Origin of the sequence: Streptomyces sp. NPDC047072 (genome assembly GCF_040643855.1) — a bacterium.
Lineage (GTDB): Bacteria > Actinomycetota > Actinomycetes > Streptomycetales > Streptomycetaceae > Streptomyces.
Window position 1 is genome coordinate 17522 of record NZ_JBEYVC010000115.1, and the last position, 16253, is coordinate 33774.

The window sequence follows — 16253 nt, forward strand, 5'->3', positions numbered from 1 at the left end:
GTCACCCGTCGGCCGGGCGCTGCTCCTGCGCCCGCTCCAGGAAGCGCAACAGCTCCACCGGGAACGGCAGCACCAGCGTGGAGTTCTTCTCGGCGGCCACCGCGACGACCGTCTGGAGCAGCCTGAGCTGGAGCGCGGCCGGCTGCTCGGACATCTCCTTGGCGGCCTCCGCGAGCTTCTTGGAGGCCTGGAGCTCGGCGTCGGCGTTGATGATCCGGGCCCGGCGCTCGCGGTCGGCCTCGGCCTGCCGGGCCATGGAGCGCTTCATCGTGTCGGGCAGCGACACGTCCTTGATCTCGACCCGGTCCACCTGCACGCCCCACCCGATCGCCGGGCTGTCGATCATCAGCTCCAGGCCCTCGTTGAGCTTCTCCCGGTTGGAGAGCAAGTCGTCCAGCTCGCTCTTGCCGATGATCGAACGCAGCGAGGTCTGCGCCATCTGGGAGACGGCGAACTTGTAGTCCTCGACCTTGATGAGGGCGCTCGCCGCGTCGACGACCCGGAAGTAGACGACCGCGTCCACCCGCACGGTGACGTTGTCCCGGGTGATGCCCTCCTGGGCCGGCACCGGCAACGTGACGATCTGCATGTTCACCTTGTGCAGCCGGTCGGCGAACGGCACGACCAGCGTGAACCCGGGCGGCCGTGCGTCACCGACGAGCCGCCCGAAGCGCAGGACCACACCGCGCTCGTACTGCTTGACGACCCGGGCGGCGGAGGCGACGTAGACGATCCCCGCGGAGCCGGTCGCCGCGGCTGCCGTCAACAGTTCCTGGAGCATCCCGACCTCCTCGCGGAGGGGCCCGTTACGGCTGTGTATACGACGATATGCCTGATGCCCGGTCCGGGGCCACGAGGGCTCAGGACCGGGCATCGGGGTCGCGCGAAGGGGCCCGTACGGGATCGCTTACGGAGTCGCGGCCTTCACCGGCTCCGGCTCGGTCACCCGCACCGGCTTGCTGCCGACCGCGCTGTGTCGTTCCGCCCAGTTCTCCAGGGCGGTGCGGCAGGCGTGGTCGAGGTGGTGCAGGCCTGACAGGTCCAGCTCGACCGGCCGGTCGTGGGGCAGGGCCTCCAGGCTGTCGAGGATCTTCGGGAGCCTGAGGAAGGTGGCGTTGCCCGACAGGTGGGCCTGGATGGGTCCGGCGCCCTTGTCGACGATCTCCAGCTTGAGGTGCGAGGCTTCCCAGGCGGTCTTGATCACGGCGAGGGCCAGGCCGATGAGCACGCCCTCGAACATGTTGACCACGACGATGGAGACGGCCGTGGCGACCAGGATCAGCGCCTCGCCGCGGTGAGCGCGCCACAGCGAGACGACCTCGCGGAACGGGATCAGCTTGAAGCCCGCGTGGATGAGGATGCCGGCGAGCGCGGGCAGCGGGATCAGCGCGAGGGTCTGTGGCAGCAGGGCGGCGAACAGCAGCAGCCATACGCCGTGCAGCACCCGGGACGCCTTGGTCTTCGCACCGGCCTGGACGTTGGCGGAGCTGCGCACGATGACCGCGGTCATCGGCAGTGCCCCGAGCGCGCCGCACACGGTGTTGCCCACGCCCTGGGCCATCAGCTCCTTGTCGTATGCGGTGCGCGGGCCGTCGTGGAGGCGGTCCACGGCGGCCGCGCTGAAGAGCGACTCGGCGGAGGCGATCAGGGTGAAGGCGAGGATGGTGCCGATGATCGCGGGGTTGGCCAGCTCGCCGAAGGCGCTCGCGCCGGGCGGCTGGATGGAGTCGAGCAGGCCGTTGACCTCGACGGTCGCGACCGGCAGGTTGAAGACGAGGGTGACGAGGGTGGCCAGGACGACCGCGGCGAGGGCGCCGGGCACGGTCTGGGCCTTCTTCGGCAGCTTCTTCCACAGCACGATCACGGCGACGGTGCCCGCGCCGACCGCCAGCGAGGCGAGCGCCGCGGTGCTGCCGAGGGCGTCGGCGGTGGCGCCGGGCAGTCCGAGGATCTTGTCGAGCCCGGAGGCGGGGGCCTTCAGACCGGCCGCCGCGTACAGCTGGCCGGCGATGATCACGAGGCCGATACCGGCCAGCATGCCCTCGACGACCGAGACCGATATGGCCCTAAACCAGCGCCCCAGCTTCAGGGCGCCCATGGTGAGCTGGAGGAGGCCTGCGGCGAGCACGATCACGCCGAGGGCGGGCAGCCCGAACTCGTTCACGGCCTCGAAGACGAGGACGGTGAGTCCGGCGGCCGGTCCGGAGACCTGGAGGCTGCTGCCTCGCATCAGGCCGGTGACGAGGCCGCCGACGATGCCGGTGACGAGACCGAGTTCGGCCGGGACGCCGGAGGCCACGGCGACGCCCACGCACAGGGGCAGCGCGACCAGGAAGACGACCAGGGACGCGGCGAAGTCCTGCCGCAGGTGAGGGTATGTGGTCATCAGGGCGCTCACAGGCCCTTGAAGAGGTCGGTGGCGGTGTCATGTGCCAGGACGGCACCGGTGTGGACCTCGTAGTACCAGGCGTGCAGGGTCAGTTGCTCCTCTGCCAGCTTCTTGTCGATGAAGGGGTACGACCGCAGGCGCAGCACCTGGGCCAGGACGTGGCTCTGCACGCCCTCGGCCACGGCCGGGTCCTCGGTCGCGCCGGCGGGACGCGGGCTGGCGTTGTGCAGCCAGGCGCGGACGGCCGGGACGGCGTCGAGGTCGTCGCCGCGGACCAGGGCGCCGACGGCACCGCAGTGGGAGTGCCCGCAGACCACGATGTCGCGCACGCCGAGGACCTCCACGGCGTACTCGATGGTGGCCGCCTCGCTGGTGGGGTGCTGGGAGGCGTACGGGGGGACGATGTTGCCCGCGGTGCGCAGCTCGAAGAGCTCGCCCGGGCGGGCACCGGTGATCAGGGCCGGGACGACCCTGGAGTCGGAGCAGGTGATGAACAGGACCTGGGGGGACTGGCCTTCGGCCAGCTTGGCGAACTCCTCAGGGCGCTGTCCGAACGTACGGGCGTTGTCGATGAGGGGCTGCATGGGATGACTCCTCCTGGCGCGCCGGACCGGCGCGTCGGTGTGGGGGACAGGGCAGATGTGGGGGACTGCTCTGTCTTCAGCAGCGAAAGACCTGAAGTACCGACGGAGAATGTCTGGTTTGGGCAGGCGAGGACGTCATGATCCGCCACCGGACGGCCGGTTGGAGCCCAAGCTCTGGCGTCATACGCCTGCCCAGCGTGCACACGTGAGGCGAAATCGCCTCTCGCCCCGACGCGCTGGCGGTCACGGCCGGGATGTATCCACCCGGATGAGCCTGTGGTCGGCCGGTGGTCGCAGGTGGCGAAGTCGTCCTCGGGGACTTCGTTGACGGTGGATGTGGACCAGACGTGCGCCTCGGACGCGGGGCCTTCGTCGACACGTGTGGAAATCTCGGGCGCAATGGCGGCACAGAGCTGGAGGCCTACCAGGAGCGCGGCCAGAGCGACCACGACCAGGTACGTTCTGCGCGCCATGGGTCTCCTTCCGGGTGCGCGAGTTCACGTGGTGGGACGGACGACTGTCCCTCAGCTTGCGTCTCGGACGAGGCGGAGGTACCGCTCCCAGTTCCAGTGCGGGCCGGGGTCGGTGTGATCGGTGCCGGGAACTTCGTAGTGGCCGACGATGTGGTCGCGGTCGACGGGTATGTCGTAACGGGCGCAGATGTCGGCGCACAGCCGGGCAGAGGCGCCGTAGGCGGTGTCCGTGAACCAGCGATCCGACTGGTCGACGAAGCCCTCGTGCTCGATGCCTACGCTGCGCTCGTTCCACGCCCGGTTGCCGTCGTGGTAGGCCACATCTCTCTCACCGACCATCTGGGTGACATGGCCGTCCCGGGCGCGGACCACGTAGTGCGCGGCGGCACGATGAGCGGGGTCGCGGAACACCTCAAGGGCCACGGCATGGGTGGACTGCGTGACGTGCAGGACGACGCGGTCGATGGGGAAGTCGTAAGGGCGGTCGGCCATCCGGTAGTTGGCGGCCGAAGCGGCGACCCACTCTGCTCCCTTGTACTCGGCCGCCCCTTCCTGGCGCGCGCGTTGGACGGGCCGGTACTGCTCCGTGGGCGTCGCGGCACGGGTGCCGGTGCTGCCGCAACCCAACGCGGCGAGCACGGTGGCCCCCGCTCCGGCGAGCAGCACTCTGCGGCCGTACACTTGACGGCCCGCGAAAAACCGTTCGCGGCCTTCCAAGTCGTCCTCCTGTGCGGGGCTCACCGCCGGGCAGAAGTACCGGGTCGGTTGCTATGACTGTCGTGAGTCACTGACATTGGCATGGCGAAGCGTGCTCACAAAGGGGAGAGTACTTTCCCGGGAGATCGGTATCGAGGGAGAAAAACCTCCCCCCTTTACAGGGAACTTCTTGCGGCCCGTCGCGTTCAGGCCTCGCTCTCGTCGAAGAACTCCTGCAGTTCCTTCGGATCGGCCGCGAGCTTGTAGGCGTCCTCGCTGAAGTACCGGGAGTGGGTACGCTCGCCGACGACGAACAGGATGGGGTGCGGCGAGATCCACTCGATCTTCGACAGCAGCGGGAAGTTCATCAGTGCGAGGGCGTTCGTCATTATTGACGAACACACAACCTGCTTCGCATTCTGGCCACGTAAAAGTTTCTGAGTGGTCAACTGGAAGTGACGCCACTCACTGAAGCTGAGGTGAACCTCAAGGACCGCCACCCTCACCGACGCCGCGCGTGACGATCGAGCCGACTCGCCCGGCGGGCACAGCAGAGCAAGTCGACCACGCACCGCGTGCTCGGGATGCTGGAGCGCAACGGCGTCGTGGAGCGTCACGGCACCGGGTACCGGCTCGGTGAACGTCTGCACAGCCTGGGACAGGCGTATACGGCCCGGACACCGAGCGCATCCGTGATGTCCTGCTTCCTTTCCTCTCCGACCTGTATGAGCTGACCAGGGAGACGGTGCACCTGGCCGTGCTCTACGACACCCACGTCGCCTACCTCGCCAAGCTGTACGGCCACCGGCCGGCCCACGCGACGGCGGTCGGAAAGGTGCTGCTGGCGTTCGACTCCGACGCGGCCGAGCTGGCCCTGCGCCAGCCGTTGCCTCGGTGCACCGACCGTACGATCACCGATGCCGAGGAGCTGTCGGCCGAACTGGACCGCATCCGTCGTATGGGGGGTCGCGTTCGACGACGAGGAGTCCCAGCCGGGTCTGGTCTGTGTCGCCGTGCCGGTGCTGAGTCGAGGTGGGCGGGCGGTGGCGGCGCTGTCGGTCGCCGGCCGGCGCGGCCGCATCGACACGCGGCGGCTGAGCGGCCAGATCCGCGGCGTCGCAGGCGTGGGCCCGGCAGGGGTGACGCGTGCCGCGTGGACGGAGCGTAGAGGCATCCGCTGCCCGCTGACGTCCCGACAGCCGAGGCCCGTTCGTCGCTGGGCATTCCCGGAGCGGGATGGGAGGCCCGCGTCGTGTGAGGATCCGGCCGGGCGCGGCGCCTCCTCGCGGTTCCGGGCGAGATGCGCTTCGAACCCGCGTCATCGTGTTCCGGCCTCGTCGGACACATCTCGCCTCCGCGAACCACCTCGCCCCTTCGTCGCTCTTGAGACAGGATGTCAACGGAAGAGGGCGACGTTCTCCGCCACCCACTGACCGAACGTCCTTGCCGGAGTGCCGGCAACCTGTGAAACGGTGTCACGCACCCTCAGCAGTTCGTCGTTGACGTCTCCGCCCGTGACGTCGAGCACCGCGTCCGCGGCCTCGGCCCCGAAGAAGGCGGCTATCTGAGCGTGCGCCTCCTGACGGTCGATCTCCATGAAGGGCACCTCCCGCCCGAGTGCCGCCGCGATGGTCTCGGCCTGCTGACGAGGCGTCACCGGCTCCGGGCCGGTCAGGGCGTATGTCTGCCCGTGGTGTCCGGGCTCGGTCAGCGCGACCCGCGCCACCGACGCGATGTCCGCGGGGTGGATCGTAGGCAGACCGGTGTCCGCGAACGGAGCCCGGACGGTTGCGTTCTCGCGGATCTGCGGCGCCCACATCAGGGCGTTTGAGGCGAACTGCGTCGGCCGCAGGATCGTCCAGTCCATGCCGCTGTCCCTGAGCAGCTTTTCCACCGCCCGGAACTCGAGCGCGGGGCCTAGGTGCGGATGGGACTGAACAGTGAGTGAGGTCACCAGCACTACATGCCGCACCCCTGCCATCCTGGCGGCATCGACGATGCCCGTGTCGGGGCCCAGACGGGGGCCGAGGAACAACGAACGCACCCCGTCGAGTGCGGGCTTCAACGTCTCCGGCTCGGCGAAGTCACCCTCGACGGCCTCGACCCCCGCGGGGAAATCCGCTCGTGCCACATCACGGGTGAGCCCCCTCAGCGGCCCCTCGCGGCGTGCGTGCAGCTCCCTCAGCAGCGGATTCCCTACGTTTCCGTTGGCTCCGGTCACGAGGATCATGAACACGTACTCCTGTCGTCGGTTGATCGGGTCGAGGTCCGACAATCCCCGGATTCCCCCTCCCGAAAAAGTCGAGGCATGCCTCAAGTTAAGTCGACCGTATCAGAACTTGAGAGGACCCTCGAAAACGTAGGATGGGACCGTGACAGCAGCCCCCAGACATCTCCGCTCCGACGCACTCCGCAACCGCGAGAAGCTGCTGGTCGCCGCCACCGAGCTGTTGACCGAGCGCGGCCTGGACGTGCCGCTGGAGGAAATCGCCCGCCGCGCCAAGGTGAGCATCGGCACGCTCTACAACCACTTCCCGACCCGCGGCGCGTTCCACGACGCGATATTTCCCGAGCGCCTGGCCGCACTCGACCGGATCCTCAAGACCGCGCTCGACGCCGACGACGCCTGGGTCGGATTCACTGGATACCTGCACGGGCTGTTCACCCTGCACGCCGAGGACCGCAGTCTCAACGACGCGATGGCGCAGCGGTTCCCGGTCAGCGACGACGTGCACGAGGCCTGTCGGCACTTCTTCGAACAGAGCGCACGCATCATCGAGCGGGCCAAGCAGGACGGCGGCCTGCGCAGGGACTTCGAACTCAGAGACCTGATGCTGCTCGTCTCCGCCACGTCCCAGGTGATCCAGCAATCCGCCGACTGGCAGCGGTTCCTGTCGTTCTACATCGACGGGCTCCGGTGACGGCCGGCGCTGTCCACGACCAGTACCGCTTGGCGGTCACACGGAGCAAGCCGTCGGTTCGGCGCGTCAGCACGGATCCATCGGACACTCTGGCTGGCGAACCCACGAAGTACCCGCCGGAACAAGGAACTTGAGGGCCAACCCCTGGCATGTCGGTCTGCGCTGAGTGATGATCTCCGTGGTGATGGAGGCGGCCGTCTCCTCGGGCGTGCGGGCGCCGAGGCCGAAGCCGATGGGGGAGTGCAGCCGGGACAGTCGCTCCTCGGTCACACCCGCCTCGGTCGGGAGGCGCAGGCGTTGTTTCGTGGGTGCGACGGGAGCCCATCGCGCCGACGTGGCCGCGCATCAGGCAGTGAAAGGACCAACGGAGATGAAGATCGCCAAGGGTCAGGTAGCGGTTGTCACCGGCGGCGCCAGCGGCATTGGGTACGGACTGGCCGAAGCCTTTGCCGCTCGTGGCATGCGTGTCGTCGTCTCCGATGTCCGCGAGGACAGTCTGGAGGAGTCCGCCGAGCGGCTGCGTGGGACCGGCGCTGAGGCCATCGGCGTGGTCGCCGACGTCACCGATGCCGCCTCCGTCGACCGGCTCGCCGCCGCCACGCTGGATGCCTACGGCCGAGTGGACCTGATCTGCAACAACGCAGGCGTGGTGTCACCCGCAGCGCCGATGTGGGAGCAGGAGCTCATCACTTGGCGTCGCATGATCGACATCAAGGTCATGGGTGTCATCCATGGTGTGCGCAGCTTCGTCCCCCACTTGATCGCGCAGGGCAGCGGCCACGTCCTCAACACCGCGTCCTCCGGCGGCCTGGCTCCTCTGCCCGATCGCACGCCCTACACGGGCACGATGCACGCGGTTGTCGGCCTCACCGAGACCCTCGACGCTGAACTGCGGCATGTCGCGCCGCAGTTGGGTGCGACCGTACTCTGCCCAGGCCTGGTCGATACCCCGCTGGGCCGGAACTCGGCGACCCTCGGGATCGCCGCGCTGCCGCCCGGCGTGGACGGGACCTCCATGAAGGGCATGCCCAACGTGATCACCGCGGCGGAGGTGGCCGACGCCGCTATCGCCGCCATCGAGGCCGACCGCGTCCACAGCGCTCCCGGCCCCGGCGTCACCGACCGGGCCCGCGCCCGAGTCGACGGGCTGCTGGCCGACCTCATGGCGGAGAAGTGACCGACCCCAGCCACTTCCCGGCCGACAACGCCGCGTAAAAGGCCACCATATTGCGGTCCGATGGCACTGCGGCCGTGACCTGGTGGGGGAGCTGTCCACCCGCAGCGACTCCTGCCGCACTCGCTGGGGTTCCCACAACGTGCGCCGCCGCGGCACCGGTACCAAAACGCTTCCACCCCCCGGTCGTCGGCGACCTGACCCTCTCCTTCGAGACCCTCGGTGTGACCGCAGAGCCGGGACTCGCCCTCACCTTCCACGCCGCCGAACCCGGTTCCACCTCCGCAGAAGCCCTCACCCTTCTCTCATCCTGGGCGCCCACTCAGGAGACGGCGGCATCCTCCCTGATCCTCCTCCCGTCCGCCTGAGCTGGCACAGGCGGACGGTCCAGTCGCTCATCCGACCGGCATCGCCGGTGAAGGCAGCAGTTCCGGGTCCTGGCGCAGTACCCGCCCATGCAGGGACCGCAGGGCAGGTCCCGGGTCCGCCCCCATCGACTCCGCGAGCCGCCGCCGTACGCCTTCGTAGGCCATGAGTGCGTCGGAGGGGCGGCCCAAGCGGCACAGGGCGAGCATCAGCAGTTCGACCAGGCGCTCGCGCAGGGGGTGCGTCGCCACGAGACGGACCAGTTCATGGACGTACGCGAAGGACCGGCCGAGGGCGATCTCGCCCTCAAGGCGCGCTTCCAGGACGGTGAGCCGCTTCTCGGTCCAGCGCATCCGCTCCGCCGCCAGCCAGGGTGCTCGCAGGCCCTCCGCGAAGTCGCCGCGCCACAACTCCTCTGCTCGGCCTGCCAGTTCGACCGCGCGCTGCACATCGCCGGAGTCGCGGGCGGCGAGCGCCTCGTCGACCAGGAGCCGACGTTCGGTCAGGTCGCCGACGACGGCGCCGGTCAGTCGGTACCCCGCGCCGGTCCACTCCAGCGACACGTCGTCCCCCAGCGCGCGGCGCAGCCCCGAGACGTACTTCTGCACGAGGTTGCGCACGTGCACCGGCGGCGCGCCGCCCCACACCGCCTCGACCAGCCCGTCGTACGAGAGGGGGCGCCCCTCCTGAAGCAGGAGCACGGCGAGGACCGCGCGCTGCTTCGGCGGGCCCAGCGGCACCTCGACGCCGTCGCGCAACGCCCGCAGCGGGCCCAGCAGTTCGAAGCGCACGACTCCGACAGTTCCGTCACCCATACGTCGAGCCTAACGCCGTCCGAGTTCTCACTCCGGGACGACCAGACCCCGCTCGCGCAGTAGCGGCAGGCAGATCTTCAGGCAGGACTCAACGGAGACGGCGTCCGTGCGCACGAGAAGGTCCTCGTGGAACGGGGCTCCGTTCGCGACGAACGTCCACGGCTTGGCGCCATCACGCATCCGCTCGGCATCGGCCTTGAACAAGACCGTGACCCCTTGCTCGGCCAATGACTCCATGACCTGCACCACGTCCACCAGAACTCCCTTCCGGCCACCCCTGAATCGTCCGCCCAAGCTATCCCGAGGCCGCCTTCCAGTGGATCTTCCAGCGGGCCTTCCAGCGAGTGGACGGACGTTGGGTGGGTTCCTCGAATCCGAACCCTCCTGGAAGGGCCGCCCCATGCTCATCCGGCTCGCCCGACTGGCGGTGCGACGTGCTCGCGCTGTACTGGTCGGCGCACTTCTCGTCCTGCTCGGTCTCGGCGCCTACGGTGCAGGCGCCCAGGAAGATCTCGATCTGTCGCGGTGGAGCGCGCCCGGGACCGAGTCGGTGCGCGCCGGGAACGTGCTGCGCGACCACTTCCGTACCGGGAACCCCAATCTCGCCCTCCTCGTCACGGCCCGCGACGGGGACGTGGACAGTGCGCGCACCGAGCAGGCCGCACGTGAACTTGTCGCCGAAGTCGGGGAGTTGGCGCGTGTCACGGACGTGACCTCCTACTGGGACGCCGGTACCCCCGCCTTGCGCGGTGAGGACGGGCGGCGCGCTCTGATCCTCGCCCACCTGGACGGTGACGCCACGCAGACGCGCAGGGAACTGGCGTCCCTCTCGCCCGAGTTGACCCGCACTACTCCCGAACTCGACGTCCGGGTAGGCGGCCAGGAGGAGATTTCCCGGCAGGTGGGTGAACAGGCCCGCACCGACTTCCTGCGCGCCGAGGCCTTCGCCCTGCCGGTCGTGTTGCTCCTGCTGATTCTCGTCTACCGGCGCACCGCGGCCGCCCTGCTGACCGTGGGGGTCGGTCTGTTCTCCGTCCTCGGCGCACTTGCGGGCCTGCGCCTGCTGGCACAGTTCACCGAGGTGTCGACGTTCGCCGCGAACCTGGCCCTCGTGCTCGGCCTCGGACTGGGGGTGGACTACAGCCTGTTCGTCATCAACCGCTACCGCGAGGAGCGCGGCGCCGGCCGGGACCGGGAGGCGGCCGTCCTCGCGGCGACCGTCGCCGCCGGCCGTACGGTCGTCTTCAGTGGGATCACCGTTGCCGTGTCGCTGTGCGCGCTGCTGGTGTTCCCGTTCTTCTTCCTGAGCTCGTTCGCCTACGCCGGCGTCCTTGTCGTGCTCAGCGCGGTCGCCGGAGCCGTGCTCGTCCTGCCGGCCGCGCTCGCCCGCTGGGGCCACCGCGTGGAACGGTCCGCCGCACCCGCCTCCGGCTTCTGGCACCGCACCGCCCTCGCGGCCATGCGCTGCCCGCTCCTCGCCGGCGCCGGAGTCCTCACAGTTCTGCTCGTCGCCGCCGCACCCCTGCTCGGCCTGCGCTTCGGCCTGCCCGACGAACGCACCCTCCCGACGGGCACGTCCTCTCGGACCACCTCCGAGATCGTCCACCGCGAGTTCGCCGCCGAACCCACCGACACCATCCAGGTCGTCCTGACCGAACCCGCCGACACGCGCGCGTACGCCGCCCGACTCTCCCGCGCCCCCGGCGTCTACCAGGTTGACGCGCTCGACGGCACCTACCGCGACGGCCTCCGCACCGGAACCCCCGGCCAGGACCGGCTGACAGCACCCGACGGACGCGCGCGGCTGGCCGTCGTACCCTCCCAACAGGCGATGTACGGCGACGTCCCCGCCCTCGTCGAACGCATCCGGGACACCGCCGCCCCGGCTCCCGCCCTGATCGGCGGCTACCCCGGCGAGACCACCGACTTCCGCACCACCCTCCTGGACCGGCTGCCGGTCGCCGTGGGCCTCGTGCTGGTGGCGACCTACGTGATCCTCTTCCTGATGACCGGCAGCGTGCTGCTGCCGTTGAAGGCGACCGTGCTCAACCTGCTGAGCCTGTCGGTGATGTTCGGCTGCCTGGTGTGGGTCTTCCAGGACGGCCACCTCGCCGGGTTCCTCGGCTTCACCCCGACCGGCTCGATCGAGCCGAGCATCCCGGTGCTGATGTTCTGCGTGGCGTACGGGCTGTCCATGGACTACGAGGTGTTCCTGCTGGCCCGCATCAAGGAGGAGCACGAGCGGACCGGCGACACCGAGCAGGCGGTGGGGGAGGGCATCCGGCGCAGCGCGCCGCTGATCACCGCCGCGGCCGGGATCCTCGCCCTGTCCTTCCTGTCGTACGCCACCGGCGGCGTCGTCTTCCTCAAGGAACTCGGCGTCGGGACGGCCCTGACGATCCTCGTCGACGCCACCCTCATCCGGGTCGTGCTGCTGCCGGTGACCATGCGGCTCGCGGGGCGCGCCAACTGGTGGGCGCCGAAGAGGCTGCGGCGACTGCGGATCAGGGAGGGCGACGTACTTCGCGGCGAGTACGTGTGACGTCCTCGCCCGGCTGAGGTCCGGGGCGGCGGGCGGCGCGGCGGACGTGGACGAGCAGCGCGGCCCGGGAGCGGTCCTGCTCCGCCGTGGAGCGGCTGGCCGTGGTACTCGACGAGAGACCCGCGCGGCGTACGGCACCAGCTGATTGCCGTACTCGCGCTGACTCCGGTCGAGTTCCCGTGCTCCGCGGTGCCGGGAGGGTCTGACAGTACCTCTCACCTCCGTGACCGGTTTGCGTAACGTCGGAGTGGCAAGAAGGCTCTCGCCGCGCCCATGGTGTGAGCCGTCCGAAGAACCGCGGAGGATTTGCATGCGTACCGTCTCACTGGGATCGACCGGCCGACAGGTGCCGAACATCATCGCGGGCATGATGCGGATCGCCGGTAAGACCGACGACGACATCCGAGCCCTCTATACCGCGGCGCGCGAAGCGGGTATCGACTTCTTCGATCACGCCGACCTCTACGGGTTCAACCATCCCGGCGGCGGAAGGCATCTGTGCGAGGAGCGTTTCGCCGGTGCCCTGAAGCTGAACCCCTCGGAGCGGGAGCAGATCGTGCTCCAGACCAAGACCGGCATCGTCGCTGACGAGTGGCACTACGACTCTTCGTATGAGCACATCGTCGCTTCCGCCGAGGAGTCGCTGCGGGCCCTGGACACGGACTACCTGGACATCCTGCTCCTGCACCGTCCCGACGCTCTGGTCGAGCCCGCGGAGGTCGCCCGCGCCTTCGACCACCTGGAGTCCAGCGGGAAGGTCCGCGCCTTCGGTGTCTCCAACCACACCCCGCGCCAGATCGACCTTCTCAAGACCGCCGTCACCCAGCCGCTCGTGGCGAACCAGGTGCAGCTCTCGATCACGCACTCCACGATCGTCGCCCAAGGACTCTCTTCGAACATGACCGGCGAGGCGGACTCGATCACGCACGACGGGGGCGGCGTCGTCGACTACGCCCGGGTGAACGGGATCACCCTGCAGGCGTGGTCGCCGTTCCAGAAGGGCTTCCAGGACGGCGTGTTCCTCGGCTCCGACGACTACCCGCGGCTGAACGCCGAGCTCGATCGGCTCGCGGCCAAGTACGGGGTTGCGCCGATCGCGATCGCCGTCGCGTGGATCACCCGCCACCCCGCGGGCATCCAGGTCGTCCTGGGCACCACCAACCCGGAACGGCTCACCGACGCCGCCGCAGGCTCCGACATTCCGCTCACCCGCCCCGAGTGGTACGGCCTCATCCAAGCCGCCGGCCACAACGTGCCCTGACCAGAAAGTTCAGCCGCTGGTGAGGGGGCTCGTCACCGGCTCCACGCAGGGCCTCGGCCTCCTTGTCACCGAGGCTCTGCGGGATGAGGGAACCAGCTCTCGTTCCCGCCCGCGACTATGAGGGTCGCGGCCCTGGTGGATCTGTGGCGCGCGAGCGGACATGGTCGTGGGCGACCTCGCCGATGCCGAGCAGACCGGTGACGTCGTCGAACAGACGCGCCCGGGCGGATGGGCACGGTGATCCGTAACGCTGAAGTGCTGTCTGACCTGGCGCTTCTCGCAGGAACCGGTCGAACGGTCGCCGGGGTGACGGTGTTCCTGCTGCCACGGAGACGGGTCGGATTGCGTGGGCGGCAGTTGGAGACGGCGAGTTGGATCGGGAGGCCGAGGCCGCGCGGGCAGCGATGGGTGTCCAGGTCACTGAGCATTTTCAGCGTTGCCGCTCCAGAGTGTGGATGGCCGCGGTGATTGACGACATTCGATTCGGGCTGCATCGGGACCTGCGGAGGATCGGCCACGACTTCGGTCGTGCGACGCCGCGTTCGACGGGTGCCCGTGCCGCGGACCGCGTGCGGTTGAGTGAGGTTCCGGCCTGGCGGGCGTCTGAGGGGTGTTATTGCCCACGGGCCGGCTCCGATGTAGGCGCGGTCGGCAAGGACGGGGACGCCCTGGCCCTGGTGCTGTAGGCGTGGGCGGTGCCCACGGAGATCCCGAAGCCTGCGGCGGCCTGATCAGGAACGTCCCTACAGGAGAGCCACACCCACCTTCGATTCGACCTGACTCCCCTCCCTCACACTCATGCGGGGGCCGAGGGTCCGGCCCATCTCGGAGGGCAGGCCCGGGTCGGCGACCAGGACGGGCCGTAGGCTCCTGCCATTCGTGTCCGCGTCGGGCTGCCTCGTCTCGTTCTGCCGCCGGGGAGGCCACTTCGCACCTCGCCGCTTCCCCCCAGGCTGCCAGCAGAGGGAGGGATCCGCTCGTCCGCCCCTTCGGCAGCACTCCGCGCCTGCGGGCCGGGGGACACCTAGCATGCTGAATGTGCGACCCATTCTCCCGAAGATCGAGGGTGGCCGAGTGTAGGGCCTCCTGCAACTCATCGAAGACGGCATCCACCTCGTCGTCGCTGGGCTCCTGGTACTGCTCGCGGGGCTCCTGACCGTCGAGGTCGTCCACGACGTCATCAAGTCGATCCAGGGGCCGTACCGCGCGGAGACGGTCGTTCTCTCCGCCCTGGACAACGGCCTTGTGCTGTTCATCGTGGCCGAGCTGCTGAACACCGTCCGCCTCACCATCAGGAACCAGACCCTCGACGCGGAGCCGTTCCTCGTCGTCGGCCTGATTGCCGGCATCCGCAAGGTGCTCATCGTGACGGCCGAGGCGGAGAAGTCCTACCGCTGGGACCCTGAGGGGATCGAACTGCTCATCCTGGCGGGGCTGATCCTCGTGATGACGACAGCGGTGTACGTGTGGCGACGCTCGACGCGGCCGGGAGACTACTTCCGGCTTCAGGAGGCTGGACGCTCCGCCGTCGGCGGAGCCCTCACTCACCCCGGTGCACGGATCCTGATCCGTCACCTTCCGCCGCCAGGGTCGCCCGCACCCGCTGCTCCTCGCGAGCAGAGCCGACGTCCCGTTCCAGGGGTGTGCGGCTCACGGCCGTCGCGAGGTCTTGCAAGGCGTGCTTATGCAGTTCAGCCTCCCGCCACACGACCGGGCTCCGGTTGCCGACGGCGTCCTGCCACGCGTTGAGCGCTTCCTCCACGCGCCCCCAGTCCGGATTCCTGTGCTCGCGCACGTCGACTGCCGCCTGCGCCGTGTCCGCCTCCAGGGCCTCGGCGAACCGCTCCGCCTCGGGGACGACACGGCTGTCGGCCCGCGGGACGTGGCTCTCCATGAGCATCGCTGCCCGGCCGAACCTCTTGAGCGCCTCCTGCGCCTCGCGCGCCGTCAGCCCCCTGGGGCGGACCGGTTCCTGCCTTGCCTGGTCGTAGGCCTCCTGCCAGGCGGCACGTGCCTCCCTGCTCTCCAGGAGAGCCCTGCGCATGTCGGCGCGGCGCTCCCGGGTCGGTTCTGCGTAGCCGCGGAGCACCGCGGCCGCGTACCGGCCGTTGGCGGCGAGCCAGTCCGCGAGCCGGCCCGGCAGCCGGGGCGTCTCCCACGCGGGGAACACCACGTATGCCAGCATCGCCAGGGCCCCGCCGAGCAGGGTGAGCACCACCCGCTCCGGAACCGTCTGCTCCCACGCCTGGCCGCCCATGCCGAGCAGGAAGACGACGTAGGCGGCGGTGAAGCACTGGGAGTAGGCGTAGCCGGTACGGATCAGCGTGTACGACAGGCCCACCGAGACCACCGCCAGCGCGCCGAACACCTGGGCGTCCGGGCCCAGCGCCCGCACCATCCCGGTGGCGAGCGCGACCCCTGCCAGGGTCCCGGCGAGGCGGGCCACCGCACGCGCGTACGTCCGGTGGAAGTCCGGCCGCATCACCATCACCGAGGCGATGGGCGCCCAGTAGCCGTGGCCGACGGGCAGCCGGGCGGCGATCAGATAGCCGACCGTGGCCACCGCAGCCAGGCGGACGGCGTGCCGGAACACGGGGGAGTCCCAGCGAAGCTCCCGGCGCACCGCCCGGACGATGACCGGGACCAGCCGGAACATCGTCGGGCGCACCAGGAACCGGGCGTTCACGAGGTCGGGAGGTGCGGGTGCCCCGGGCGCGCCGCCGCTCCCGGCGATCTCCAACGCCTCGCCGAGCAGTTCCACGAGACGCTCGGCGGCCTGCCGGGCGGGCCCTTCCAGCACCTCGTGCTCGTCGCCGACGCGCAGGACGTCCGCGCTCCCGGGCGGCACGCCGGCGGGAGTGCCGCGGCGAATCGAACGGGCCGCCGCGTCCAGGACGTCGGCGGCCGCGTTGAGCAACTCCCGCGCGCGGTCCCGCCCGGGTCCCTCCGCCGGGGCGCCGATGTTCATCGGCGAGACGGTGGTGGCGGTGGTGGCGGTACCGCTGCTTCTCATCGTCGAGCGGGTCGGGGTG

General features: G+C 69.7%; 14 protein-coding genes and 6 pseudogenes. 9 read left to right on the plus strand and 11 right to left on the minus strand.

The features are described from left to right. Position 1: 1 nt before the first annotated feature. From ABZ896_RS35495 to ABZ896_RS35515, 5 genes are all read right to left on the minus strand, one after another. Entirely contained in the window at positions 2-781 is a 780-nt protein-coding gene (locus ABZ896_RS35495) for a slipin family protein (protein ID WP_360938282.1), read from the minus strand. A 126-nt stretch (positions 782-907) separates the two neighbouring features. Then, a complete protein-coding gene (locus tag ABZ896_RS35500; protein ID WP_360938285.1) occupies positions 908-2386 on the minus strand; it encodes a SulP family inorganic anion transporter in 1479 nt (492 codons plus the stop codon). A gap of 8 nt (positions 2387-2394) precedes the next feature. Next, positions 2395-2973, minus strand: a complete 579-nt coding sequence (locus ABZ896_RS35505) for a carbonic anhydrase (RefSeq protein WP_360938288.1) — start codon at positions 2971-2973, stop codon at positions 2395-2397. Between the two features lie 524 nt (positions 2974-3497). Then, on the minus strand, positions 3498-4127 hold the full coding sequence (locus tag ABZ896_RS35510) for an N-acetylmuramoyl-L-alanine amidase (RefSeq protein ID WP_360938291.1): 630 nt from the start codon (positions 4125-4127) through the stop codon (positions 3498-3500). Between the two features lie 221 nt (positions 4128-4348). After that, positions 4349-4531 (minus strand): hypothetical protein, encoded by a 183-nt coding sequence (locus ABZ896_RS35515; protein ID WP_360938294.1) that lies wholly within the window; start codon positions 4529-4531, stop codon positions 4349-4351. A 150-nt stretch (positions 4532-4681) separates the two neighbouring features. Between ABZ896_RS35515 and ABZ896_RS35520 the strand changes: the two are divergent. From ABZ896_RS35520 to ABZ896_RS35530, 3 genes and pseudogenes are all read left to right on the plus strand, one after another. Then, positions 4682-4876, plus strand: a pseudogene (locus tag ABZ896_RS35520) (hypothetical protein); the annotation flags it as partial. Positions 4877-4977: 101 nt separating this feature from the next. Continuing rightward, a pseudogene (locus tag ABZ896_RS35525) lies at positions 4978-5043 on the plus strand (hypothetical protein); the annotation flags it as partial. A 16-nt stretch (positions 5044-5059) separates the two neighbouring features. Continuing rightward, complete coding sequence (locus ABZ896_RS35530) at positions 5060-5575, plus strand: IclR family transcriptional regulator C-terminal domain-containing protein (RefSeq protein WP_360938297.1); 516 nt, start codon at positions 5060-5062, stop codon at positions 5573-5575. Here ABZ896_RS35530 and ABZ896_RS35535 read toward each other — a convergent pair. Then, the gene (locus ABZ896_RS35535) at positions 5539-6372 is read right to left on the minus strand and encodes an NAD(P)H-binding protein (RefSeq protein WP_360938300.1); all 834 of its coding nucleotides are present in this window, start codon (positions 6370-6372) and stop codon (positions 5539-5541) included. The genes ABZ896_RS35530 and ABZ896_RS35535 overlap by 37 nt on opposite strands. A gap of 142 nt (positions 6373-6514) precedes the next feature. On the opposite strand from ABZ896_RS35535, the gene ABZ896_RS35540 reads away from it, so the two are divergent. Beyond that, entirely contained in the window at positions 6515-7063 is a 549-nt protein-coding gene (locus ABZ896_RS35540) for a helix-turn-helix domain-containing protein (RefSeq protein WP_360938303.1), read from the plus strand. A gap of 156 nt (positions 7064-7219) precedes the next feature. Here the strand turns inward: ABZ896_RS35540 and ABZ896_RS35545 are convergent. Continuing rightward, positions 7220-7400 (minus strand): annotated as a pseudogene (locus tag ABZ896_RS35545) (XdhC family protein); the annotation flags it as partial. 33 nt (positions 7401-7433) lie between these two features. Here ABZ896_RS35545 and ABZ896_RS35550 point away from each other — a divergent pair. Further along, complete coding sequence (locus ABZ896_RS35550; protein WP_360938306.1) at positions 7434-8240, plus strand: SDR family NAD(P)-dependent oxidoreductase; 807 nt, start codon at positions 7434-7436, stop codon at positions 8238-8240. A 76-nt stretch (positions 8241-8316) separates the two neighbouring features. Further along, positions 8317-8605 (plus strand): annotated as a pseudogene (locus ABZ896_RS35555) (transcriptional regulator); the annotation flags it as partial. Between the two features lie 27 nt (positions 8606-8632). Here the strand turns inward: ABZ896_RS35555 and ABZ896_RS35560 are convergent. After that, entirely contained in the window at positions 8633-9418 is a 786-nt protein-coding gene (locus tag ABZ896_RS35560; RefSeq protein ID WP_360938309.1) for a BTAD domain-containing putative transcriptional regulator, read from the minus strand. A gap of 27 nt (positions 9419-9445) precedes the next feature. Further along, on the minus strand, positions 9446-9673 hold the full coding sequence (locus ABZ896_RS35565; RefSeq protein WP_360938312.1) for a hypothetical protein: 228 nt from the start codon (positions 9671-9673) through the stop codon (positions 9446-9448). Between the two features lie 145 nt (positions 9674-9818). Here ABZ896_RS35565 and ABZ896_RS35570 point away from each other — a divergent pair, with 145 nt between their 5' ends. Both ABZ896_RS35570 and ABZ896_RS35575 read left to right on the plus strand, forming a co-directional pair. Further along, positions 9819-11960 carry an MMPL family transporter gene (locus ABZ896_RS35570; protein WP_360938315.1) on the plus strand — a complete coding sequence of 714 codons (2142 nt, stop codon included), beginning with the start codon at positions 9819-9821 and terminating at the stop codon, positions 11958-11960. A 310-nt stretch (positions 11961-12270) separates the two neighbouring features. Next, positions 12271-13221 carry an aldo/keto reductase gene (locus tag ABZ896_RS35575; RefSeq protein WP_360938318.1) on the plus strand — a complete coding sequence of 317 codons (951 nt, stop codon included), beginning with the start codon at positions 12271-12273 and terminating at the stop codon, positions 13219-13221. A 430-nt stretch (positions 13222-13651) separates the two neighbouring features. Here the strand turns inward: ABZ896_RS35575 and ABZ896_RS35580 are convergent. Beyond that, positions 13652-13898 (minus strand): annotated as a pseudogene (locus ABZ896_RS35580) (transposase family protein); the annotation flags it as partial. Positions 13899-14328: 430 nt separating this feature from the next. On the opposite strand from ABZ896_RS35580, the pseudogene ABZ896_RS35585 reads away from it, so the two are divergent. After that, a pseudogene (locus ABZ896_RS35585) lies at positions 14329-14688 on the plus strand (phosphate-starvation-inducible PsiE family protein); the annotation flags it as partial. A gap of 73 nt (positions 14689-14761) precedes the next feature. Here the strand turns inward: ABZ896_RS35585 and ABZ896_RS35590 are convergent. Beyond that, positions 14762-16253: FUSC family protein (locus ABZ896_RS35590; RefSeq protein ID WP_360938321.1), on the minus strand; the 1492-nt coding region annotated here is incomplete at its 5' end.

Bases quoted from the DNA above. Each gene is read 5' to 3' on its own strand.
- ABZ896_RS35495 (WP_360938282.1), bottom strand. From the start codon at position 781: ATGCTCCAGGAACTGTTGACGGCAGCCGCGGCGACCGGCTCCGCGGGG.
- ABZ896_RS35500 (WP_360938285.1), bottom strand. From the start codon at position 2,386: ATGACCACATACCCTCACCTGCGGCAGGACTTCGCCGCGTCCCTGGTC.
- ABZ896_RS35505 (WP_360938288.1), bottom strand. From the start codon at position 2,973: ATGCAGCCCCTCATCGACAACGCCCGTACGTTCGGACAGCGCCCTGAG.
- ABZ896_RS35515 (WP_360938294.1), bottom strand. From the start codon at position 4,531: ATGACGAACGCCCTCGCACTGATGAACTTCCCGCTGCTGTCGAAGATC.
- ABZ896_RS35530 (WP_360938297.1), top strand. From the start codon at position 5,060: ATGCCGAGGAGCTGTCGGCCGAACTGGACCGCATCCGTCGTATGGGGG.
- ABZ896_RS35535 (WP_360938300.1), bottom strand. From the start codon at position 6,372: ATGATCCTCGTGACCGGAGCCAACGGAAACGTAGGGAATCCGCTGCTG.
- ABZ896_RS35550 (WP_360938306.1), top strand. From the start codon at position 7,434: ATGAAGATCGCCAAGGGTCAGGTAGCGGTTGTCACCGGCGGCGCCAGC.
- ABZ896_RS35560 (WP_360938309.1), bottom strand. From the start codon at position 9,418: ATGGGTGACGGAACTGTCGGAGTCGTGCGCTTCGAACTGCTGGGCCCG.
- ABZ896_RS35570 (WP_360938315.1), top strand. From the start codon at position 9,819: ATGCTCATCCGGCTCGCCCGACTGGCGGTGCGACGTGCTCGCGCTGTA.
- ABZ896_RS35575 (WP_360938318.1), top strand. From the start codon at position 12,271: ATGCGTACCGTCTCACTGGGATCGACCGGCCGACAGGTGCCGAACATC.